The 22,050-nt window shown below is 63.8% G+C and carries 20 protein-coding genes; 8 read left to right on the top strand and 12 right to left on the bottom strand.

Annotation, left to right across the window (positions count from 1 at the left end):
* Nucleotides 1-524 precede the first annotated feature (524 nt).
* From ACSQ3Q_RS12755 to ACSQ3Q_RS12745, 3 genes are all read right to left on the bottom strand, one after another.
* Nucleotides 525-671, bottom strand: coding sequence for a DUF1737 domain-containing protein (locus ACSQ3Q_RS12755; protein WP_436134740.1), 147 nt, complete (start codon nt 669-671; stop codon nt 525-527).
* A gap of 45 nt (nt 672-716) precedes the next feature.
* Nucleotides 717-1,268 (bottom strand): NUDIX hydrolase, encoded by a 552-nt coding sequence (locus ACSQ3Q_RS12750; RefSeq protein ID WP_436134739.1) that lies wholly within the window; start codon nt 1,266-1,268, stop codon nt 717-719.
* A 117-nt stretch (nt 1,269-1,385) separates the two neighbouring features.
* On the bottom strand, nt 1,386-2,081 hold the full coding sequence (locus tag ACSQ3Q_RS12745) for a fumarylacetoacetate hydrolase family protein (protein ID WP_436134738.1): 696 nt from the start codon (nt 2,079-2,081) through the stop codon (nt 1,386-1,388).
* Nucleotides 2,082-2,221: 140 nt separating this feature from the next.
* Between ACSQ3Q_RS12745 and ACSQ3Q_RS12740 the strand changes: the two genes are divergently transcribed.
* The 3 genes from ACSQ3Q_RS12740 (at nt 2,222) to pgeF (ending at nt 4,308) form a co-directional block, all read left to right on the top strand.
* Nucleotides 2,222-2,677 (top strand): MarR family winged helix-turn-helix transcriptional regulator, encoded by a 456-nt coding sequence (locus ACSQ3Q_RS12740; RefSeq protein WP_436134737.1) that lies wholly within the window; start codon nt 2,222-2,224, stop codon nt 2,675-2,677.
* Between the two features lie 87 nt (nt 2,678-2,764).
* A complete protein-coding gene (gene maiA / locus ACSQ3Q_RS12735) occupies nt 2,765-3,433 on the top strand; it encodes a maleylacetoacetate isomerase (protein WP_436134736.1) in 669 nt (222 codons plus the stop codon).
* On the top strand, nt 3,430-4,308 hold the full coding sequence (gene pgeF / locus ACSQ3Q_RS12730; protein WP_436134735.1) for a peptidoglycan editing factor PgeF: 879 nt from the start codon (nt 3,430-3,432) through the stop codon (nt 4,306-4,308). The genes maiA and pgeF overlap by 4 nt, the downstream gene beginning before the upstream one ends.
* Here the strand turns inward: pgeF and ACSQ3Q_RS12725 are convergent.
* On the bottom strand, nt 4,228-4,602 hold the full coding sequence (locus tag ACSQ3Q_RS12725) for a hypothetical protein (RefSeq protein WP_436134734.1): 375 nt from the start codon (nt 4,600-4,602) through the stop codon (nt 4,228-4,230). The two genes, pgeF and ACSQ3Q_RS12725, sit on opposite strands and share 81 nt — an antisense overlap.
* Before the next feature lie 128 nt (nt 4,603-4,730).
* Between ACSQ3Q_RS12725 and ACSQ3Q_RS12720 the strand changes: the two genes are divergently transcribed.
* From ACSQ3Q_RS12720 to phbB, 4 genes are all read left to right on the top strand, one after another.
* On the top strand, nt 4,731-6,431 hold the full coding sequence (locus ACSQ3Q_RS12720) for a PHA/PHB synthase family protein (protein WP_436134733.1): 1,701 nt from the start codon (nt 4,731-4,733) through the stop codon (nt 6,429-6,431).
* Nucleotides 6,432-6,609: 178 nt separating this feature from the next.
* The gene (locus ACSQ3Q_RS12715; RefSeq protein ID WP_436134732.1) at nt 6,610-7,788 is read left to right on the top strand and encodes an acetyl-CoA C-acetyltransferase; all 1,179 of its coding nucleotides are present in this window, start codon (nt 6,610-6,612) and stop codon (nt 7,786-7,788) included.
* A gap of 173 nt (nt 7,789-7,961) precedes the next feature.
* Complete coding sequence (locus ACSQ3Q_RS12710; protein ID WP_436134731.1) at nt 7,962-8,735, top strand: EAL domain-containing protein; 774 nt, start codon at nt 7,962-7,964, stop codon at nt 8,733-8,735.
* Between the two features lie 417 nt (nt 8,736-9,152).
* Nucleotides 9,153-9,890 (top strand): acetoacetyl-CoA reductase, encoded by a 738-nt coding sequence (gene phbB, locus ACSQ3Q_RS12705; protein ID WP_436134730.1) that lies wholly within the window; start codon nt 9,153-9,155, stop codon nt 9,888-9,890.
* 475 nt (nt 9,891-10,365) lie between these two features.
* On the opposite strand, the gene ACSQ3Q_RS12700 is transcribed toward phbB, so the two are convergent.
* The 6 genes from ACSQ3Q_RS12700 to dapC form a co-directional block, all read right to left on the bottom strand.
* A complete protein-coding gene (locus tag ACSQ3Q_RS12700; protein WP_436134729.1) occupies nt 10,366-12,405 on the bottom strand; it encodes an ABC-F family ATP-binding cassette domain-containing protein in 2,040 nt (679 codons plus the stop codon).
* 112 nt (nt 12,406-12,517) lie between these two features.
* Nucleotides 12,518-13,405 carry a 50S ribosomal protein L3 N(5)-glutamine methyltransferase gene (gene prmB / locus ACSQ3Q_RS12695; protein WP_436134728.1) on the bottom strand — a complete coding sequence of 296 codons (888 nt, stop codon included), beginning with the start codon at nt 13,403-13,405 and terminating at the stop codon, nt 12,518-12,520.
* Complete coding sequence (dapE, locus tag ACSQ3Q_RS12690; RefSeq protein WP_436134727.1) at nt 13,402-14,583, bottom strand: succinyl-diaminopimelate desuccinylase; 1,182 nt, start codon at nt 14,581-14,583, stop codon at nt 13,402-13,404. Before dapE ends, prmB begins: the two co-directional genes overlap by 4 nt.
* 151 nt (nt 14,584-14,734) lie before the next feature.
* On the bottom strand, nt 14,735-15,898 hold the full coding sequence (locus tag ACSQ3Q_RS12685; RefSeq protein WP_436134726.1) for a PilT/PilU family type 4a pilus ATPase: 1,164 nt from the start codon (nt 15,896-15,898) through the stop codon (nt 14,735-14,737).
* A 79-nt stretch (nt 15,899-15,977) separates the two neighbouring features.
* Entirely contained in the window at nt 15,978-16,811 is an 834-nt protein-coding gene (gene dapD / locus ACSQ3Q_RS12680; RefSeq protein WP_436134725.1) for a 2,3,4,5-tetrahydropyridine-2,6-dicarboxylate N-succinyltransferase, read from the bottom strand.
* An 11-nt stretch (nt 16,812-16,822) separates the two neighbouring features.
* Nucleotides 16,823-18,028 (bottom strand): succinyldiaminopimelate transaminase, encoded by a 1,206-nt coding sequence (gene dapC, locus ACSQ3Q_RS12675; RefSeq protein WP_436134724.1) that lies wholly within the window; start codon nt 18,026-18,028, stop codon nt 16,823-16,825.
* Between the two features lie 148 nt (nt 18,029-18,176).
* On the opposite strand from dapC, the gene ACSQ3Q_RS12670 reads away from it, so the two are divergent.
* A complete protein-coding gene (locus tag ACSQ3Q_RS12670; protein WP_436134723.1) occupies nt 18,177-19,667 on the top strand; it encodes a methyl-accepting chemotaxis protein in 1,491 nt (496 codons plus the stop codon).
* A gap of 52 nt (nt 19,668-19,719) precedes the next feature.
* Here the strand turns inward: ACSQ3Q_RS12670 and rsxB are convergent, their stop codons facing one another.
* Both rsxB and phaZ read right to left on the bottom strand, forming a co-directional pair.
* Complete coding sequence (gene rsxB / locus ACSQ3Q_RS12665; protein ID WP_436134722.1) at nt 19,720-20,436, bottom strand: electron transport complex subunit RsxB; 717 nt, start codon at nt 20,434-20,436, stop codon at nt 19,720-19,722.
* On the bottom strand, nt 20,433-22,013 hold the full coding sequence (gene phaZ / locus ACSQ3Q_RS12660) for a polyhydroxyalkanoate depolymerase (protein WP_436134721.1): 1,581 nt from the start codon (nt 22,011-22,013) through the stop codon (nt 20,433-20,435). The genes rsxB and phaZ overlap by 4 nt, the downstream gene beginning before the upstream one ends.
* Nucleotides 22,014-22,050 lie beyond the last annotated feature (37 nt).

Here is a 22,050-nt window from a genome sequence, read left to right as displayed (position 1 = left end):
CTATCGATTCAATAGCTTGTGGCGCTTATGTATCAAGCGCTGGAAGCCATTTTTATCAAGAATCCGCCGCTGCGTATGCCCATCAAGGCATCACTTGATGGAGGGCGCTTGCGTGCTGTGAGGTGAGGAGGGTTAACCAAGCTGGGGGGGCGCGTCGAGGAGGCCAGCTTTCGCTGGCTCGAGCCCTCACCACCTGTCGGCGAATCACCCGTCCTGTTCGCGATCAGGACGCTGCGTGGCGCACGCTTGGCCAGATAACGGCCTGGGCCACGACCACCGTTTCGCCATTGAAGGTGGCCGCGGGGAGCCTGAGAACCTGTTCAAGATCTCTTCGGGGATCGCGTTGGGGTGCAACCGGAGCCTCCAGTCGCCCGATTTCACTCCAACCCTCCGGGCAGTGACTTGCCGGGCGGTCTGCGGCGTTGCGGCGCTTGTGCAAGCCCAAGCTATCCACTGCGCACCGCGCCTTGCATCCCATCCCGGCAAGGCACTTGCGCGACCCCGAAAAGATCTTGAACAGGTTCTTACAGCACATAGCCCAGCGACAGCACCTCGCTCACCCGCCGGCAGAAGCCCGAGTCGTCGGGACCGGTGAGCAGGCGGTAGCGGGGCAGGTTGTCCGGTGGGGCCAAAGCCGGCTCGGCGGGTATCGATGGGGCAGGGGACGGCATGGGACGGGCGGGTGTGGGTGGAGTCCTCAGCGGCTGCTGCACTGTCTACTCAATATCGATGCAATGCAGCCCAAAACTGCCCGCCTTGCGGTCCGCAAAATAAGCCTCCAGCGTCTCCTTCACCGTGCGGAAGGCGATCTCGTCCCAAGGCACCTCGTCCTCGGTAAAGAGCCGGGCCTCGATGGTTTCGTGCCCGGGGTTGAACTGGTCGCTGAGCAGCGTGGCCCGGTAGAACAGGTGGACCTGGCCGACCCGCGCCACATTGAGCAGCGAAAACAGCGGGCCCATCTCGATCTGCGCGCCGGCTTCCTCGTCGGTTTCGCGCGCGGCGCCCTGGGCCGTGGTTTCGTCCAGTTCCATAAAGCCCGCGGGCAAGGTCCACTTGCCCCAGCGCGGCTCGATGTTGCGCTTGCACAGCAGCACGCGGCCGTCGGGCAACGCGGGCACGGTGCCGACGACGTTGAGCGGGTTCTCGTAGTGCACCGTGTGGCACGCCGGGCACACCGCGCGCAGTTTGGTGTCGCCATCGTCCGGCAGGCGGTAGACCACGGCAGTGCCACAGGTGCGGCAGTGTTTGATGGGGCTGCGGAAGGTCATGCGGGGTTGAATTTTTGGTCAAACAGGTTGCCAGCGCTTGTTCTATAAGCGCTGGCAGCTATGAAAAGCATAGTGTTGCGGCGCCACTGCCGCGGTAGGGCAGGCGCCCGCCGGGCCCTACACCACGTTCAGTCGCAGCGTGCCCAGGCCGTCCACGCCACCTTCCAGCGCGTCGCCGCGCACCACCGCGCCCACGCCCTCGGGCGTGCCGGTGTAGATCAGGTCGCCGGGCTGCAGCTCCCAGGCGGCGGACAGGTGTTCGATGGTTTCGGCAATGTTCCAGATCAGCTGGGCGACGGTGCTGCGCTGCCTGTCTGCGCCGTTCACTTGCAGCCAGATGCCGGCGCTGGCCACGTCGCCCGCTTGCGCGGCGGGGGTGATCGGGCCGATGGGCGCGCTGGCGTCAAAACCCTTGCCGATGCACCAGGGGCGGCCTTGTTTCTTCATGTCGTTTTGCAGATCGCGGCGCGTCATGTCGAGGCCCACTGCGTAGCCGTAGATGTGCGCCAGGGCATCCGCGGCGACGATGTTCTTGCCACCTTTGCCGATGGCGACCACGAGCTCGATCTCGTGGTGCAGGTTGGCGGTGAGGGTGGGGTAGGGCAGTTGGCCGGTTTCGCCGGCATTGACGACCACGATGGCGTCGGCTGGCTTCATGAAGAAGAAGGGCGGCTCGCGGCCGGTGAAGCCCATTTCCTTGGCGTGTTCTTCGTAGTTGCGGCCCACGCAGTAGATGCGGTGCACGGGAAAGCGGTCGCCGCTGCCCACCACGGGCACGCTGACCACCGGCGCGGGAGAAAACACGTAGCTCATGTCTGCCTTTCGCTTGTCTCGGGATGTGATGGAGAAGGGGGCCGATGGGATCTGCAGGCCGCGCTGCAGGCGCCCAGGCTGGAGCCTGGCAGTGTGCCATGGCTGAGGGCGCCGCGCTCTCTGAGGCTACACTCGCGCCCATGGCAAAGAGCTTCGATTTCCACAACACGCCAGGCCACCTGGTGCGCCGCGCCCACCAGCGGACCGTCGCGCTTTTCATGGAAGAGACGGCCGGTTTTGACGTGACGCCCGTGCAGTTCGCCATCCTGCACGAGCTGCTGGCCCAGCCGGGCGAAGACCAGGTCACCCTGGCGTCCCGCGTGGCTTTCGACGCGGCCACGTCGGGCTCGGTGATCGGGCGGCTCGAAAAACGCGGCTGGATTCGCCGCGAACCCGACACCCGCGACCGCCGCCGCAAGCTGCTGTGGATCACCCCCGAAGGCGAGGTCGCCGCCTTGCAGATGCGCGATGCCGCGCAGCGCGTGCAGGAGCGCCTGATGGCCCCGCTCAACGCGCAGGAACGCAGCGACCTCATGGCCATCCTCACCAAGGTGGTCTACAACCACCAGGACCCTGCCGGCGCCTCGGGCGCTTGAAACGGGCCTCCGGGCCGCACCGTTCGCGTCTTCAGGCGCCTGCCCGGTGGGCACCAAGGCTTGCCGACTCACTCACGGATTTCTTGCATGCAGCTCTATAACTACTTCCGATCGTCGGCCTCGTACCGCGTGCGCATCGCTCTGGCGATCAAGGGGCTCGGTTACGACTATGTGCCTGTGCATCTGGTGAAGGGCGAGCACCAGCAGCCCGCGTACACCCGCCTCGCGGCCGACGCCCTGGTGCCCACTCTGGTGACCGACGACGGTGTGGCTTTGGCCCAATCGATGGCAATCATCGAATACCTTGAAGAAACCCACCCCACGCCGGCGCTGCTACCGGCCGAGCCTTTGGCACGCGCCCGCGTCCGGGCCCTGGCGCAGATGGTGGCGTGCGAGATCCATCCCATCAACAACCTGCGCGTGCTCAAGTATTTGGTGCGTGAACTCAAGGTGGATGAAGACGCCAAGAACGCCTGGTACCACCACTGGGCGCGCAGCGGGCTCGAGGCCTTCGAGCGGCAACTGGCGCTGCTCGCCCAGGAACGCGCGGGCCAGGGCTTGCCGCCGTCGGTGCTGTGCTGGGGCGACACGCCCACGCTGGCCGATTGCTGCCTGGTGCCGCAGATCTTCAACGCCCAGCGGTTCAAGGTGAACCTGGACGGCCTGCCGCTGACCCTGGCCGCGCACGACGCCTGCCTGGCGCTGCCGGCCTTCCAGCAAGCCCAGCCCTCGGCCTGCCCGGACCACGAAACTTGACGTCCGCCGCACCTTTCAACCCTGACAACGTGCCAGCCGACTGGCTGGTGCCCGACTGGCCGTTGCCCGCGGGCGTGCATGCGCTGTGCAGCACGCGCGCTGGCGGCGTGAGCCTGCCGCCTTATGACAGCCTGAACCTGGGCACCCACGTGGGCGACGACCCCGCGGCCGTGCGCACCAACCGCCTGCGCCTGCAGGACCGCGTGCAGGCGGTGTCTGCCGGAACACGCCCGGTGTTCCTCCAGCAGGTGCATGGCGAAGGCGTGGCGCATCTGGACACTGACACGCCCGACGGCACCGAGGCCGATGCCTGCCTGGCTTCGTCCGCTGGCGTGGCTTGCACGATCATGGTGGCCGACTGCCTGCCGGTGTTGTTGGCCCACCGCTCGGGCGCCGTGGTGGCAGCGGCGCATGCGGGCTGGCGCGGGCTGGCAGGAACGGATGGGCAGGGGGTTTTGGAGTCGGTATTCAAGCGTTTTGAGGCCCTGGCGCTGGACAGTAAAGCGCATACAGCTATCAAATCAATAGCGCGGCCGCCAGAACCCGTGGCGACGGACACGCTGGCCTGGCTGGGCCCGTGCATCGGCCCTGCGGCCTTCGAGGTCGGGCAAGAGGTGCGCGCGGCGTTCTGCGATGTCTCGCCTGCGGCGCAAGCCTGCTTTATGCCCACCGGGGCGCCGGGCAAATACTTCTGCGATCTGGCAGGCCTGGCGCGCCTGCGGCTGCAGGCGCTCGGCATCACCGCCATCTACGGCAACGACAGCAGCGCGCGGTGGTGCACCGTGTCCAACGCGTCACGGTTCTTTTCGCACCGGCGCGACACCGGTGTGCTCGGGGGCAGCGGACGTTTCGCGACCTGCATCTGGCGCGACTGAAGCGGGCGCTTTGTCATCGTCTGCAGTGTCGCCCGCAGTGCTTTCATCTGGCGCTGGCTGCGCTGCCTTCGCGTGCTGCTCCGCGTCGTAGGCCGCTTGCTCAGCCACTTCGCGCGCCTTGATCGACCGCTTGCGCGACGGCGTGCCCAGGATGTACACAAGAATCCCCATCGGCAGCGCCCCATACAGCAGGAAGGTGATGACCGCACCCAGCACGGTGCCGGTGGAGCTGGTGGCTTCGGCCACAGCCATCATGAGAGTGACGTAGGTCCAGGCGATGACGATCAGGTACATTGGTTGCGGGGTTTGAACAAGTGGTCGGTGCCAGCACGGGGCGAACCCGTTGCCTTGCACAGCGCGGTGGGCAACAATCTCAGCGAAAGCCCAGCCGCTGCGAACGACCACACCATCGAGGAAAGAGCATGAATTCTGAATCACCGTGGGCCGAGAGCGCCCAGCAGTTCCAGCAGATTTTCGGGCAAAGCTGGTCACAGGCGCTGCAGTCGTTCCAAAAGATGGACCTGGGCGCACCCGCACAGTCCTCCCCAGCGCTTAAATTCTCGCCCACCAAGCTGCAGGCATTGCAGCAGCAGTACCTCAAGGAGGCACAAGACCTCTGGGCCCAGGGCCTGCAGGGCGCACCCGAGGTCAAGGACAAACGCTTCTCGGGCGAAGGCTGGGCGAGCAACCCAGTGGCCGCATTTTCTGCCGCGGCGTATCTGCTCAACGCGCGCACCCTGATGGGCCTGGCGGACGCGGTGGAGTCGGATGAAAAAACCAAGGCCCGCATCCGTTTTGGCGTAGAGCAATGGATGGCGGCCATGGCGCCCAGCAACTTCCTGGCCTTTAACGCCGAAGCGCAAAAGAAAGCCATCGAGACCAAGGGCGAAAGCATTGCCAAGGGCATGCAGAACCTGCTGCACGACATCACGCAGGGCCATGTGTCGATGACCGACGAGAGCCTGTTCGAAGTGGGGCGCAACGTGGCCACGACCGAGGGCGCCGTGGTGTTCGAGAACGAGCTGTTCCAGTTGCTCGAATACAAGCCGCTCACCGCCAAGGTGTACGAGCGCCCCTTCCTGCTGGTGCCGCCGTGCATCAACAAGTTCTACATCCTCGATCTGCAGCCCGAGAACTCGCTGATTCGTTATGCCGTGGAGCAGGGCCACCGCACCTTTGTGGTGAGCTGGCGCAACCCCGACAACACCCTGGCCGACAAGACCTGGGACGACTATGTCGAAGACGGGGCTATGGCCGCGATCGAGGTGGCGCAGAACATCACCGGTGCCGAGCAGATCAATGCCCTGGGCTTTTGCGTGGGTGGCACCATCCTGAGCAACGCGCTGGCCGTGCTCGCCGCGCGTGGCGAAGAGCCGGTGGCCAGCGCCACCTTCCTCACCACGCTGATCGATTTCAGTGACACCGGCATCCTGGACGTGTTCATCGACGAGCCTTTTGTGAAGTACCGCGAGATGCAGTTGGGGAAGGGCGGGCTCATGAAAGGGCAGGACCTGGCCTCGACCTTCAGCTTCTTGCGTCCCAATGACCTGGTCTGGAACTACGTGGTGGGCAACTACCTCAAGGGCGAGACGCCACCGCCGTTCGACCTGCTGTACTGGAACAGCGACAGCACCAACCTGCCGGGGCCGTTCTACGCGTGGTACCTGCGCAATTTCTATCTGGAAAACAGCCTGGTCCAGCCCGGCAAGCTCACCGTGTGTGGCGAAAAGATGGACCTCGGGGCGCTCGACTTGCCGGTGTACATCTACGGTTCGCGTGAGGACCACATCGTGCCGATCAATGCCGCCTATGCCTCCACCCAGGTGCTGCCTGGCAAGAAGCGGTTTGTGATGGGCGCCTCGGGCCACATCGCGGGCGTCATCAACCCGCCGGCCAAAGGCAAACGCAGCCACTGGATCCGTGCCGACGGCAAACTGCCCGCCACGCTGGACCAATGGCTCGGCGGCGCCACCGAACACCCCGGCAGCTGGTGGACCGACTGGTCGGGTTGGCTCAAGGGCCACGCCGGCAAGCAGATTGCGGCACCCAAGGCCTATGGCAAAGGCAGCAAATTCAAGGCCCTCGAGCCGGCGCCGGGCAGCTATGTCAAGCAAAAGGCTTGAGATGAGACAGGCTCTGGGTCGGCGCCAGCGTTATCCGTCGCAAGGGAACTGCGCCTGGGCCGACGGGCCGCACCTGTCCCAGGCCCGTTTCATGGCGCTGTCCACGGATACGCAAAAGCACTGACCTTCAGCGCTGTCAAAATCACTGAGCAATCATCTCCAACCACAAGGACATTCCATGGAAGACATCGTCATCGTTTCGGCCGCCCGCACTGCTGTGGGCAAGTTTGGTGGCGCGCTGGCCAAGACACCCGCGACCGAACTGGGCGCCATCGTGATCCGTGAAGCCATTGCGCGCGCGGGTCTGTCGTCCGACCAGGTCGGCGAAGTCATCATGGGCCAGGTGCTGACCGCGGGCGTGGGCCAGAACCCCGCGCGCCAGGCCTCCATCAAGGCTGGCGTGGCCAAGGAGACCCCGGCGCTCACCATCAATGCCGTGTGCGGCTCCGGCCTCAAGGCCGTGATGCTGGCCGCCCAGGCCGTGGCCTGGGGCGACAGCGAAATCGTGGTCGCCGGCGGGCAAGAAAGCATGAGCCTGTCTCCACACGTGCTCAACGGCTCGCGCGACGGCCAGCGCATGGGCGACTGGAAGATGGTTGACACCATGATCGTGGACGGCCTGTGGGACGTGTACAACCAGTACCACATGGGCATCACGGCCGAGAACGTTGCCAAGCAGTACGGCATCACCCGCGACATGCAGGATGCCCTGGCCCTTGCCAGCCAGCAAAAGGCCGCTGCCGCGCAGGACGCCGGCAAGTTCGCCGATGAAATCGTGGGCGTGAGCCTGGCGCAAAAGAAGGGCGATCCCATCCTCTTCAACGCCGACGAATACCTCAACCGCAAGACCAACGCCGAGGCGCTGGCAGGCCTGCGCCCCGCCTTCGACAAAGCCGGCAGCGTGACGGCCGGCAATGCCTCGGGCCTGAACGACGGCGCTGCGGCCGTGGTCGTGATGAGTGCCAAGAAGGCAGCGGCCCTGGGCCTCAAGCCACTGGCCCGCATCGCAGCCTTTGGCACCACCGGCCTCGACCCCGCCACCATGGGCATGGGCCCCGTATCCGCTACCCGCAAGGCGCTCGAGCGTGCAGGCTGGAACGCTGCCGACGTGGACCTGTTCGAACTGAATGAAGCCTTTGCCGCGCAGGCTTGCGCCGTGAACAAGGAACTGGGGATCGATCCTTCCAAGGTCAATGTGAACGGCGGCGCCATTGCCATCGGCCACCCCATCGGCGCATCCGGCTGCCGCATCCTGGTGACGCTGCTGCACGAAATGCAGCGCCGCGACGCGAAGAAAGGCATCGCCGCACTGTGCATTGGCGGTGGCATGGGCGTTTCGCTCGCGCTGGAGCGCTGAGAGCGCCGGGTAACTTGCAAGGGACGGGCCCCGGACTTGTTCCCGCGGTCCGTCAGTGCCAAGGCCCGTGCGCCTGCGGTCTTCGCGCAGTGTGTACGGGCCTTTTCTTCTCCCATGCCTTTTTGCAACATGGATCGAGAGTCCCTGCAAATCAGAGATACCGTGCTTTGACGATGACCGAGACGATCTTTGCCCAACCCTTTGAGCCCGTCGGCTGCCAGTCGTGCCGCGACAAGACGCAGCTCCCTTTCGAGTTCACGATGGCCTTTCAACCCATCATGGACCTGGAACGGGACCGCCCGTTTGCCTACGAGGCGCTGGTCCGCGGTATCAACGGAGAGCCAGCGGGCACCGTACTTTCGTGGGTGGACGACGCCAACCGCTACCGTTTTGACCAGGCATGCCGGGTGAAAGCCATCGAACTCGCGTCGCGCCTGGGTTTGGCAGCACTGCCCGAATGCCGGTTGAGCATCAACTTTCTGCCCAACGCGGTGTACCGCGCGGAGACCTGCATCCGCGCCACGATGGAGGCTGCTCAAGAGTTTGACTTCCCTCACAACCGCATCATGTTCGAGGTGACAGAGGGCGAGCAATTGCGCAATGGCGCGCACCTGAAATCGATTTTCAACGAGTACCGCCGCCAAGGATTGATCACTGCCATCGACGACTTTGGCGCCGGCTACGCCGGTCTCAACATGCTGGCGCAATTCCAGCCGCATGTTCTCAAGATCGACATGGAACTGATTCGCAACCTGAACGACGACCCTGTGCGCCAAGCCATCGTTGCGGGCATTGCGCTGGTGTGCCAGAAGTTGTCGATCGACATCGTCGCGGAGGGTGTGGAGACGTCGGCGGAATCGGCGTATCTGCGATCCATGGGAATCCAGTATCAGCAGGGCTATCTGTTCGCCAAGCCGGGGTGGGAGACGCTGCCGCTGGCGCGATGACTTAAGCAAGCCCCTACGAAATCACTGCGCCGCGTGCACCTGCGCTTGATCGGTCTGCGGCATCGCAAACGATTGAAGTAACTACAGCGTGTGCTGGTCCTGCACGATCCTTTCCGAAACGCACATCTCTCGCGAATTCGATCGGTGCGGGCGCCCCCCAGGGCCGTGGTTCCCGCTCACTTTGAACTCGGACGGTTCGTACATCCCGTGACAATTGCCTGGCGTGGAAAGATCCGCGGCTCGAATTTTTCGTCGAACGTGCACCAAAAACGTGACTGGGCTGCACGTGTTTCCTTAGCGGGCTCAAAGCTCCCACAAAAAGACCATCGGTTCAGTGTTTACCTTCACGGATGCGTCCCATTTCTTGGGTAGAGTGGCTGCTGAGCAGTTCAATCACCAACGAAAAAGGAGAGTTTGATGAGCCAAAAAATTGCATACGTCACCGGGGGCATGGGTGGCATCGGGACTGCCATCTGCCAGCGCCTGCACAAGGACGGCTTCAAGGTCATTGCAGGGTGCGGCCCCACCCGCGACCACGCCAAATGGCTGGCCGAGCAAAAGGCCCTGGGTTACAGCTTCTACGCCTCGGTTGGCAACGTCGGTGACTGGGACTCCACGGTGGAGGCATTCGGCAAAACCAAGGCCGAGCACGGCACCATCGATGTGTTGGTGAACAACGCCGGCATCACCCGCGACCGCATGTTCCTCAAAATGTCGCGCGAAGACTGGGATGCGGTCATCGAAACCAACCTCAACAGCATGTTCAACGTCACCAAGCAGGTGGTGGCGGACATGGTGGAAAAGGGCTGGGGCCGCATCGTCAACATCAGCTCGGTGAACGGCGAAAAGGGCCAGGCCGGCCAGACCAACTACTCGGCTGCCAAGGCCGGCATGCACGGCTTCTCGATGGCGTTGGCCCAGGAGCTGGCGACGAAGGGTGTGACGGTCAACACCGTGAGCCCCGGCTACATCGGCACCGACATGGTCAAGGCCATCCGGCCCGACGTGCTTGAAAAGATTGTTGCCACGGTGCCCGTGAAGCGCTTGGGCGAGCCGAGCGAGATCGCCTCGATCATCGCGTGGCTGGCCTCGGATGAGGGCGGCTACGCGACCGGCGCCGACTTCTCGGTCAACGGCGGGCTGCACATGGGCTGATTTCGCCCTGGTGCCAGAAAAACAAAAACCCCGCGAAGCGGGGTTTTTTGTTGGGTAATTGAATCAGCAGACTGACTACAAGGGACTTTCGGAAGCTCAGCGCCTGAAGTCAGTGTGCGCGGCTGCGGTTGGAGTGGTTCGCGGAAACCACCGGAAGCTGCTCCCTACAGGGGTCGTCTGACTAGAGCGAACGACCATGGAAACGCTTTAGAAACGGGCCGGAGCGCGCTTGCGGTCGCGTTCGTCTTCGGGCCAGGCGGACAAGATTGCGGTGGTATTCATACTGGAAAACTCCTGTGATGTACCAACAACGCGTTCGATTCAGGTTGCGTTGACAGCGTTTCACAAAAAAATGCAACCGGAATGGCCCCGCCGCTTACAATCCCTATTGCTATCCTATTTATAGCGTACAACCCTAGTGTGGCAAGCGGAGAGCCGCTAAAGAGTCATCTAAAATTTACAGGGTTTTACATTCTCAGCTTGCCATGGCGCCCTGGATTTCTTCGATCGCTGAAGAAATTTCGAGCCAGCGCTCTTCCAATCGGGCTGTTTCGTCACTGCCCGCTTTCAGCCGTTTCCCGCAGTCTGCGATTTCGGCGGCAGGCAAAGGCTGGGTCAATTTTTGCTCCAGGGCGGCCCGCTCAGCGGTCAACGCGGCGAGGCGTTTATCGATTTGTTCCAGCTCTTTTTTGAGGGGCTTGGATTTTTCCGCCTGCTGCTGGCGGACCTGCGCATCCAGCTTTCGCTGCTCCCGCCCGTCCTTCGAAGACGAAGGGGCAGGGGGCGATGCGACTGCAACCGCGACAGGTGGCGGCGAAACGGGCACCGCTGACACCGCCGTCGCTACTGGGCCATCGGAGGCGGGGCGCGCCTGGTCGGCCAAACGTGCCTCCTCCCGCAGGCGCTTCGATTCGTCGAGCAGATAGCGCTGGTAGTCGTCCAGATCGCCATCAAAGGGGCCCACAGCGCCTCGGCCCACCATCCAGAAGTCCTCGCAGACCGAGCGCAGCAGCGAGCGGTCGTGGCTGACCAGCATGACGGTGCCGTCGAAGTCGTTGAGCGCCATGGCCAACGCCTCGCGTGTGGCCAGATCCAAGTGGTTGGTAGGCTCGTCGAGCAACAGCAGGTTGGGGCGCTGCCAGACGATCATGGCCAGCACCAGACGCGCCTTTTCGCCACCACTCATGGTGCCCACGGCTTGCTTGACCATGTCTCCCGTGAAATTGAACGTACCCAGATAGCTGCGCAAATCCTGCTCGCGGCTCGGCTGCTTAATGTCGGGGCCCAACTCCTTGGCCAGGCGGATCATGTGCTCCAGCGGATTTTCTGCGGGGCGCAGCACGTCGAGTTCCTGCTGGGCAAAGTAGCCGATATTCAGGCCCTTGCCCTCGGTCACGCTGCCGCCCAGGGCTTTCATGGTGCGCGCAATAGTCTTGACCAGGGTCGACTTGCCCTGGCCGTTGGCGCCCAGAATGCCGATGCGTTGGCCCGCCAGTACCGAGCGGTTGACGTTCGAGAGAATGGTGGTCGGAACGCCGTCCTCGTCCACATAGCCGAACGAGGCGTCGCTGATGGCCAGCATCGGGTTGGGCAGGTTGGCCGGTTCCTTGAACTCAAACGTGAAGTCCGCTTCCGCGAGCACCGGTCCAATCTTTTCCATGCGTTCGAGCTGCTTGACCCGGCTTTGCGCCTGCTTGGCTTTGCTGGCCTTGGCCTTGAAGCGGTCGATGAACTTCTGCAGGTGGGCCATCTTCTCCTGCTGCTTGGAGAAGCTGGCCTGTTGCAACTCGAGCTGCTGGGCGCGCAATTCCTCGAACTTGCTGTAGTTGCCGCCATAGCGGTTCAGCTCGCCCTGCTGAATTTGCAGGGTGACATTGGTGATGGCATCCAGAAACTCGCGGTCATGGCTGATCACGATCATGGTGCCTGCGTAGCGCTTGAGCCAGGCTTCGAGCCAGACCAAGGCATCCAAGTCCAAGTGGTTGGTGGGTTCATCCAGCAGTAGTAGGTCGCTAGGGCACATCAGCGCGCGTGCCAACTGCAGGCGCATGCGCCAGCCGCCTGAAAAGCTGTTGACCGGCTGGTCCAGCTCGCTGACCCGAAAGCCCAGGCCCAGGATCAGCGCCTGTGCGCGTGCGACCGCATCGTGCGCCCCGGCATCGTGCAGGTCCGAATAGGCGTGGGCAATAGCCATGCCGTCGTCGCTGGCCTCGGCCTCTACCAATTGGCGTTGCACCTCGGCCAGGCGCGTATCGCCCTCCAGTACAAACTCGGTGGCTGGCTGGTCGGTCTCGGGCATGTTCTGCGCAACCTCGGCCATGCGCCAGCTGGTGGGGATGTAGAAATCGCCCCCGTCTTCGTGCAGCTTGCCGCTCAAGAGCGCAAACAGACTGGACTTGCCGGCGCCATTGCGGCCCACGAGACCGACACTTTCGCCCGGGTTGATGGTGGCGGAAACGCTGCCAAGCACGACTTTGGCGCCGCGTCGCAGGGTGACGTTTTTAAGGGTGATCATCCGGAGCTCAGAAAAAAGCGCACCCGCGCAGGGCGGGTGGCGTGAAAAATCAAGGAGCGAAAGGCCTTTTGCCAACGGACAAACCGCTGCCAAAGACGTGGCGCGCAACCCTCTATTGTGCCGTGAGGCGGGGTTGGGCGATCAAAGCCTGCCGAGTCACCAGCAAAACCTGGTCTTCCCCAGCGCTGGTGTCGAGCCAAAAAACGGGCAATTGGGGGAAGGCCGCTTCGAAGTTTGCACGCTCATTGCCGATCTCCAGCACGATCACCGCGTCTTCGCTCATGCAAGCGGGCGCAGCAGCAAACAGCTGGCGGACGAAATCCATGCCGTCACTACCACCCGCCAGTGCGAGTTCTGGTTCTGCACGGTATTCAGCGGGCAAAGCTGCCATGCTGGCTGCGTTCACGTAGGGTGGATTGCACAGGACCAGGTCCCACGGACCGGACAGGGCCGCCAAGCCGTCCGACAGTTGCAGGGTGATGCGGTCTTGCAGGCCATGCTTGTCGACGTTAATGCGCGCGACGGCCAGGGCATCGGGCGAGATGTCCGCTCCCGTCACTACCACCTCGGGCCAGGCCATGGCAGCCAGCACGGCCAGGCTGCCGTTGCCGGTGCACAGGTCGAGCACCCGGCGGGTGTTCTCGCTCAAAAATTCGTCCACGCTGCCATCGGCCAGCAACTCTGCAATGAAGCTGCGCGGCACGATGGCGCGTTCGTCCACATAGAAGGGTATGCCTTGCAGCCAGGCCTCTTGCGTGAGGTAGGCGGCTGGTTTGCGTGTGGTGATGCGCTCGCTCAGCAGTTCCTCTACCTCGTCACGCTGCTCTCCGGTGACGGGCATGCCTTCGACGCTGTCCAGATCATCGAGCGGCAGTCCCAGCTGCCAGAGCACCAGCCACGCGGCTTCATCGAAAGCGTTGGTGGTGCCGTGACCGAAAGCAACCCCCGCTGCGGTCAAGCGCGCGGCGACGGAGTCGATGAGCTCCTGTACGGTCGTCATGCAGTGGCCCTCGCCGCAGCATCCAGGTTTTCCAACGTGCGGCGGTAAATGTTCTTGAGCGGCTCAATATCGGCCACGACGATGTGCTCGTCGATCTTGTGGATGCTCGCGTTGGGCGGGCCCAGCTCGATGACCTGAGGACAGACCTGCGCAATGAAGCGGCCGTCGCTGGTGCCGCCGGTAGTCGACAGCTCAGTAGTGAGACCGGTTTCTGCAGTGATGGCTTGCTGCACAGCGCTGACGAGCTCACCGGGTGTGGTGAGGAAGGGCTGACCACCCAGCGTCCAGCGAAGGTCGTATTCCAGGCCGTGGCGGTCGAGCATGGCATGCACGCGCTGCTTGAGGCTCTCGGCGGTGGATTCGGTGGAGAAGCGGAAGTTGAAATCCACCACGACCTCGCCAGGAATCACGTTGGTGGCGCCGGTGCCACCGTGCATGTTGCTGATTTGCCAGCTGGTAGGCGGAAAGAAGGCGTTGCCCTGGTCCCACACGGTTGATGCCAGCTCGGCCAGCGCAGGCAGCGCCTGGTGGATGGGGTTGCGCGCAAGTTGTGGGTAGGCAATGTGGCCCTGGATTCCGCGCACGGTGAGCTTGCCACTGAGCGTGCCGCGCCGGCCGTTCTTGATCATGTCGCCCGTGCGCTCGACCGAGGTGGGTTCGCCCACGATGCAGTAGTGCAACGTCTCGCCGCGCGCCGTGAGCTGCTCCACCACCACTTTGGTCCCGTCGACCGAAGGGCCTTCCTCGTCGCTGGTGAGCAGAAACGCCAGCTGGATCAGCGGCTCAGGCGTCGCCGCCAGAAACTCTTCAACCGCCACCACGAAGGCAGCAATCGAGGTCTTCATGTCGCTGGCACCCCGGCCAAAAAGCTTGCCATCCCGGTGCGTGGGTACGAAGGGGTCGCTGGTCCACTGCGCGAGCGGCCCGGTGGGCACCACATCCGTGTGACCTGCAAATACTATGGTTTTGATAGCTTTCTGCGCTTGCGTATCAAGCGCTAGAGGCCTTTTTGCCCATAAATTGCTGACGCGGAAGTCGGCCGGGCCGCTGTCCAGCCGCTCGCACACAAAGCCAAGGGGGGCCAACCGGGCCGCCAGCACATCCAGGCAACCCGCGTCCTCGGGGGTGATGGAGGGCAGGGAGATAAGCTGTTCGGCCAGGTGCAGGGTGCGGGACATGGAGGCAAGTGAGTTAGGACTCGGTGATTGTTTCAAGGCGCTGTCGCACTACTGACGCAGCCCAAGCGCGGGACGCCAAGCAAGGGCCGCCCCGCAGCGAGGGCGTCGTCCTCCTGAGGGCAAGGCGCCGGTGGCGACTCAGGGGGGGCACTCAAGCCGCCGGCTTGACGTCCAGCACGATTTCGGTGAACGAGGGCTGGTCGTCGGGGGTGTCCCGTGCTTCTTTTTGGGCCTTGGCGGCGTTGGCGGCCAAAGAGAAGTCATTTTGCAGGCGCCACATGAGGTTGGTGGGCGAATCGGCGTACGCCAGGCCTTCCTTGCGGTCGATCTTGGACTCCATGATGAGGTGGGCCAGGGCTTCCTCGAAGGTCTGCGAGCCTTCGGCCATGGACTTTTCCATAGCTTCCTTCACACCGCCGAAGTCGCCTTTTTCGATGAGCTCAGACACCAGCTTGGAGTTGAGCATCACTTCCACCGCCGGCACGCGCCCGCCATCTGATTTGCGCACCAGGCGCTGCGACACCACGGCCTTGAGCGCCGATGCCAAGTCGCCGAGCATGGTGGGCCGCACTTCCACAGGGTAGAACGACAGAATCCGGTTGAGCGCGTGGTAGCTGTTGTTGCCGTGCAGCGTTGCCAGGCACAGGTGGCCCGACTGCGCATAGGCAATGGCCGCCGACATGGTTTCCCGGTCGCGGATTTCGCCGATCAGGATCACGTCGGGAGCCTGGCGCAGGGCGTTCTTCAGCGCGGTCTGCAAAGACTGGGTGTCGCTGCCAATCTCGCGCTGGTTGACGATGGATTTCTTGTTTTTGAACTGGTATTCGACCGGGTCCTCAATGGTGAGGATGTGGCCGGTCAACACTTCATTGCGGGTGTCGATCATGGACGCGAGCGTGGTGCTCTTGCCTGAGCCCGTGGCCCCAACGACGAGGATGAGCCCGCGCTTTTCCATGATCAGATCGCGCAGCACGGGCGGCAGGCCCAGCGAGTCGAACTCAGGAATGTGCTGCGAGATGAAGCGGATCACTACCGCGTAGCTGCCGCGCTGGCGCATGGCGCTGACGCGGAACCGACCCACTCCGCTGAGCGGCACGCCCATGTTGAGCTCGCCGGTTTCTTCCAGCTCTTCGATGCGGTCCGGGGGGACCACTTCGGAGAGCAGGTTGCGTGGCGCGTCCGCCGGCAGGATTTGATTGTTGATCGGCACGCACTCGCCATTGATCTTGATCAACGCCGGCGCATTGGCCGACAGGTAGACGTCGGAGGCCTTTTTCTCGGCCATCAGCCGAAGAATCCGTTCCATTGTGCTCATGGGGTGTCCCTCAAGTTGTCGTCTTCGTCGGCGGCCGCGTGGGTCGCGCCTGGCGTGTGCGTTGCTGGCTTACCTGTGCTCAGTCGCGCAGCAGGTCGTTGATGCTGGTCTTGGAGCGCGTCTGTGCGTCCACCTGCTTGACGATGATGGCAGCGTACATGCTGTAGGGCGTGCCGTTGGCGGCCGTCTTGGGCAGATTGCCGCTGACCACCACAGAGCCTGTGGGCACACGACCGTAGCTGATCTCGCCCGTGGCGCGGTTGAAAATCGGAGTGCTCTGGCCCAGGTACACGCCCATGCCCAGCACCGAATGCTCTTCGACGACCACGCCTTCGACGACCTCGGAGCGGGCGCCAATGAAGCAGTTGTCTTCAATGATGGTGGGGCCGGCCTGCAGGGGCTCCAGCACGCCACCAATGCCCACGCCGCCCGACAGATGCACGTTGGAGCCGATTTGCGCGCACGAGCCCACGGTGGCCCAGGTGTCGACCATGGTGCCTTCGCCCACGTAAGCGCCGATGTTGACGTACGAGGGCATCAAGATTGCGCCCTTGGCGATGAAACTGCCGCGGCGGGCCACGGCGGGCGGCACCACGCGCACGCCGGTGGCTTTCATCTCTTCTTCGGACAGGTGCGCAAACTTGGTCTGCACCTTGTCATAAAAGCCCAGGTCTCCGGCTTTCACAAGCTCGTTGTCCTTCAGGCGGAACGACAGCAACACGGCTTTTTTGATCCACTGGTGCACCGTCCACTGGCCCACGCCCTGGCGCGTGGCCACGCGCAGCGTGCCGTTGTTCAGCTCGGCGATCACATGCTCGACAGCGTCCTGGATCTCTTTGGGGGCAGCGGCGGGCGAAAGGCTGGCGCGGTTTTCCCAGGCGTTGTCGATGATGGTTTGCAGTTGTTGGGTCATGTGGTTGTCTGTCAGGCAGTACGGGATTGGATGAATTGCACGATGCGCAGAGCAGCTTCCACGCATTCTTCGGTTTCGGCCACCAGGGCCATGCGCACGCGCTGGGCGCCGGGGTTGCTGCCTTGGGCCTCGCGGGCCAGGTAGCTGCCGGGGAGCACGGTGACATTGTATTGAGCCAGAAGCGCTCGGGCGAATTCGGCGTCGGTCATGGCCAGCGCATCGGGGACCTTGGCCCACAGGTAGAAACCGGCATCGGGCAGCGCCACGTCCATCACAGCGGCCAGCAACGGTGTGACCTCAGCAAACTTGGTGCGGTAGAGCGCGCGGTTTTCAACGACATGCTGCTCGTCGCCCCAGGCCGCGATGCTGGCAGCCTGCACGATAGGGCTCATGGCGCTGCCGTGGTACGTGCGGTAGAGCAAAAACGCCTTGATCAGCGCCGCGTCGCCAGCCACGAAACCGCTGCGCAAGCCCGGCACGTTGCTGCGCTTGGACAGGCTGGTGAAGGAGATCAGGTTCTTGAAATCATGTCGGCCCAGCTGCTCTGCGGCTTGCAGGCCACCGAGCGGTGGTTCGTCTCGGAAGTAGATCTCGCTGTAGCACTCGTCAGAGGCGATCACGAAGCCGTATCGGTCGCTCAGTTCGAACAGCTTTTGCCATTCGCTGATCGGCATGACCGCGCCCGTAGGGTTGCCGGGTGAGCATACAAATAGCAGCTGGGTGCGCTCCCACACGGCTTCAGGCACGGTATCCCAGTTGACGGCGAAGTTGCGGCCCGGGTCGCTGGGCGCGTAGCAAGGCTGGGCGCCGGCGAGCAGTGCCGCGCCTTCGTAGATTTGATAAAACGGGTTGGGGCAGACGACCAGGGTCTCGCCCTTGGAGGGGTCGACAATGGTTTGCGCAAACGCGAACAGTGCCTCGCGCGAACCGTTGACGGGCAACACCTGGGTGGCCGGGTCCATCTTGAGTGCGTAGCGTTTTTGCAGCCATCCGGTGAAGGCTTCGCGCAGTTTCAGATCGCCGGCCGTGGCCGGGTAGCTGGCCAGCCCATGGAGGTTTCCGCTGAGTGCGTCCCTGATGAACTGCGGTGTAGGATGGCGCGGCTCTCCCATGCCAAGGCTGATGGGGGAGTAGGCGGTGGGTGGTGTCACCCCCGTAAAGAGCTGTCGCAGCCGCTCGAAAGGGTAGGGCTGCAGATGGGAAAGCAGGGGATTCATGGGGCGCCATTATGGGCGATGGCCCCGGGCGCTTCGGTGCCATAGCTGAGGAACACTTCGGCGATGCACCGTGTTCAAGGCTGTCAATCCGCCGTAAGTGGCCGCCCCTAGGATTCGCGCCATTGCCAGAACGAAAACAGGAGACACGATGTCAGGATTCCTACCGCTGCGCCCAGGACTTTGGTGGATGCGCAGGTGGCATCTGCCTGGCAAACTGGTCTCGCTCAGCGTGTTGGTGGCGGCCGCTCTGGCTACCGCAGCGTGGGGAGCACCATGGTGGGCGATTGCGCTGGCGGCCGTGATCGTGGCGTACGCCGTGTTGGCGCTTTTCATCAGTCTCTCTACAGACCTTGCGGGGCTGGCGCGCACCATAGAGTTAACGCAGGGCGGTGATCTGCGCGCGCAAGCCCGTGGCAACTATGGCCAGGATGAAGTCGCAGAGATGGCGAAGGCGCTGGACCGCATGGTGATCACGCTGTCGTCGATGGTGGCCGACATCCGCAGCAACGCAGCGCTGGTCGCGCATGCAGGGCAAAGCCTGGCCCAGGGCAATCGCTCGCTGGCCGACCGTACCGAGCAGCAAGCCGCCAACCTCGAGCAGACCGCGGCAAGCGTCGAGCAGCTCTCGTCCGCTGTCCAGAACAATGCCCAGACAGCCCAAAGCGCCGACGCGCGCGCCGCCCAGGTGCGCACCGCTGCCGACGCCGGCGCGCAGGCCATGGGGCGCGCGGTGCAGTCGGTCGAGGCCATTCAGCAAGGTGCACGGCGGATGACCGAAATCATCGGCGTGATCGACAGCATTGCCTTTCAGACCAACATCCTGGCGCTGAATGCCGCGGTGGAGGCCGCGCGGGCCGGCGAGCAAGGCCGTGGCTTTGCCGTGGTGGCCGCTGAGGTGCGCACGCTGGCCAAGCGCTCGAGTGACGCAGCGCGCGAAATCCGCGAGCTGATCGGCGCGTCGGTCAGCCAGGTGGAGGCGAGTGCGGGCTTGATCCGCTCCGCGGGCGAAGGCATCTCTGACATGGCCGGCGGCATCCGCAGCGTGGCGGCCAGCATGTCCGAAATTTCTGGCTCCAGCGCCGAACAAAGCACCGGCCTGCGCGAGGTCAGCGCTGCCGTTCAGCAACTAGACCAGATCACCCAGCACAACGCACAGATGGTGGGCCATGCGGTGCAGCAGGCCGAAGCCCTGGAAAGCCGGGCATCTACCCTGTCGCGGGCAGTGTCTGCCTTCAGACTGCAACAGGGCACGGCGGACGAAGCGGTGGCCCTGGTCAACCGTGCCGTGGCGCTGCACAAAAGCACCTCGCGCGATCAGTTCTTGCGCAGCATCACCGATAAAAGCCAGCCCTACCACGACCGGGACATGTACGTGTTTGTGCTGAACACCGCTGGCACCTACCTGGCTTTTGGCGGCAACGCGGCCAAGGTGGGCACCCGAGTCCAAGACATCCCAGGCATCGCGGGTGACCGGCTCGTGAGCGACATCGCCGCCCAGGCCGACCATGCGCCCGGATGGGTGGAATACGACATCACCAACCCCGCGACGGGCGCGGTGCAGACCAAGATGTCTTACGTGAGCCGCGTGGGCGATGAATATGTGGGCTGTGGGGTGTACAAGACCCTGGCTGCGCGCTGAGATCCGGGCTGCCGGGCTCGGGTGTGTCCTAAGCTAGGTCGCCGGAGACTGCTTACCGAGGCGCCTGAGCACGCCGCTGACGGGCCCGCTCCATTGCCGCAGCGATGGCGGCTTGGCGCAACACCTGCGCTTTTTCGGCTTCTCCGCCATTGACGGAATTTGCGCTGTCGCACTGGTGCCCTTCTGCGGGCGCTGCGGCACTGGCCGTTGCGACGTCTTCGTCTTCGTCGGCTTCCAGTGGCACGCGCGTACGGTGCCCCTGGTAGCGCTGCTGCGCCTGCAGTGCCATGGGCGCAGACCACGCGGCCCAGCCGGTGGCGGTGCCGCTCACGTTTTCGAGTTGGATGCAGTCCACCGGGCAGGCGGGGACGCACAGTTTGCAGCCCGTGCAGTACGGCTCGATGACTGTGTGCATCTTCTTGTTCGAGCCAACGATGGCGTCGGTCGGACAGGCCTTGATGCACAGCGTGCAGCCGATGCACCAGGATTCGTCAATGAAAGCGACCGCCCTCGGCGCCTCCTCGCCGTGCTCGGCGCTCAGCGGCAGCGCCGGCTGGCCTGTGATGGCGGACAGGCGGGCAATGCCCTCTGCGCCGCCGGGGGGGCATTGGTTGATGGCGGCCAAGCCACCCGCAATGGCCTGCGCGTAAGCGGCGCAGTCTGGATAGCCGCAGCGGGTGCACTGCGTCTGGGGCAAGGCCGCGTCAATCCGCGCCGCAAGCGTGGACAGGGCTGCGGGCGAGAGAGCAGTCGTCTGTGGGACGCTCAAGCCTTGCGCGCCGTGCCGCGGCGGGTGCGGGGCGTCGCCGATGCGGTGACGGTGACAGCAGCCGTCTTGCCCTTGGCCGCAGGTGCCTCGGCCGCTTCAGCCGAGGCGGCTGCACCAGCGGGCTTGCCGCGACCCGTTACGGCTGGCTTGACCCAGCGTGTGGCCACTGCCGGCGCACTCGGCGTCTTTACCGCAGGCTTGGCAACGACCTTGGGGGCCGGGGCCTTTTTGGGCACCGCCACCTTGGCTGCGACTTGGCGGGGTGGGTTGTCGTCCGGCGTCTCGATCACGGCCGGGACGGCGTTCTTTTGCGGCTTTTCGTGCTCATGGATGAAGGCACGCACCTGGGGGTACACCACATCGCGCCAGCGGCGGCCGCTGAAGATGCCGTAGTGGCCGGCCCCCTTGGCCTCCAGGTGGCGTTGCTCTTTGCGAACGATGCCGCTGCACAGGTCGTGCGCGGCTTCGGTCTGGCCCGAGCCGGAGATGTCGTCGAGCTCACCCTCTACCGTGAACAGGGCGGTGGCGGTGATGTCCTGGGGGCGTACACGCTCGATCTTGCCGTCAGGCGAACGCACGTCCCAGGTGCCGTGGACCAGCTTGTATTCCTGGAACACCGTCTCGATGGTTTCGAGATAGTAGTCGGCATCCATGTCGAGCACGGCGTTGTACTCGTCGTAGAACTTGCGGTGGGCTTCGGCGCTGGTGTCGTCCCCTTTGATCAAGTCCTTGAAGTAGTCGTAGTGGCTGGACGCGTGGCGATCAGGGTTCATCGCCACGAAGCCGGTGTACTGCAGAAAGCCGGGGTAGACGCGGCGGCCGGCCCCTGGGAAGTTGTCCGGCACGCGGTAGATCACGTTGTTCTCGAACCATTCGTAGCTGCGGTTCGTCGCCAGATTGTTCACTGATGTGGGCGACTTGCGCGCGTCGATGGGGCCGCCCATCATGGTCATGGTCAGGGGGGTCGTCTCGCCCCGGCTGGCCATCAGCGAAACCGCAGCCAGCACGGGTACCGTGGGCTGGCAGACGCTGATCACGTGGCAGTTTCCGTAGATGCCTTGCAGGTGGCGGATGAACTCCTGCACGTAGTTCACGTAATCGTCCAGGTGGAACTCACCGTCGGCCAGCGGCACCAGGCGGGCGTTCTTCCAGTCGGTGATGTAGACCTTGTGGTCCTTGAGCATGGTGCGCACGGTGTCGCGCAGCAGCGTGGCGTAGTGGCCGGACAGTGGCGCCACGATCAGCACCACCGGCTGGGTCTTGAGATTGACCAGGGTGGCCGGATCGTCCGAGAAGCGCTTGAAGCGGCGGAGTTCGCAAAACGGCTTGTCCACTTCGATGCGCTCATGCACCGCCACACCGACGCCGTCCACGTCCACCGAGTGGATATCAAAAGCCGGCTTTTCGTAGTCTTTGCCCAGGCGGTACAGCAGGTCGTAGCCCGCCGACATGCGCTGGGCCAGAGGGCTTTGGCTGAAGGGGGACAGGGGATTGCTGTAGAGCTTGGCAGCCGCTTGAGCGAAATCGGTGAAGGGCTCCATCAGAGAGCGCTGTGTCTCGTAGATGTGGTACAGCATGGGCGAAACTCCGTTATGTTGCAGTGCAATATAGCAG

The organism is Acidovorax sp. LjRoot129 (assembly GCF_964253765.1).
GTDB lineage: Bacteria > Pseudomonadota > Gammaproteobacteria > Burkholderiales > Burkholderiaceae_C > Acidovorax.
This window is presented reverse-complemented; position numbering and strand designations above follow the sequence as displayed.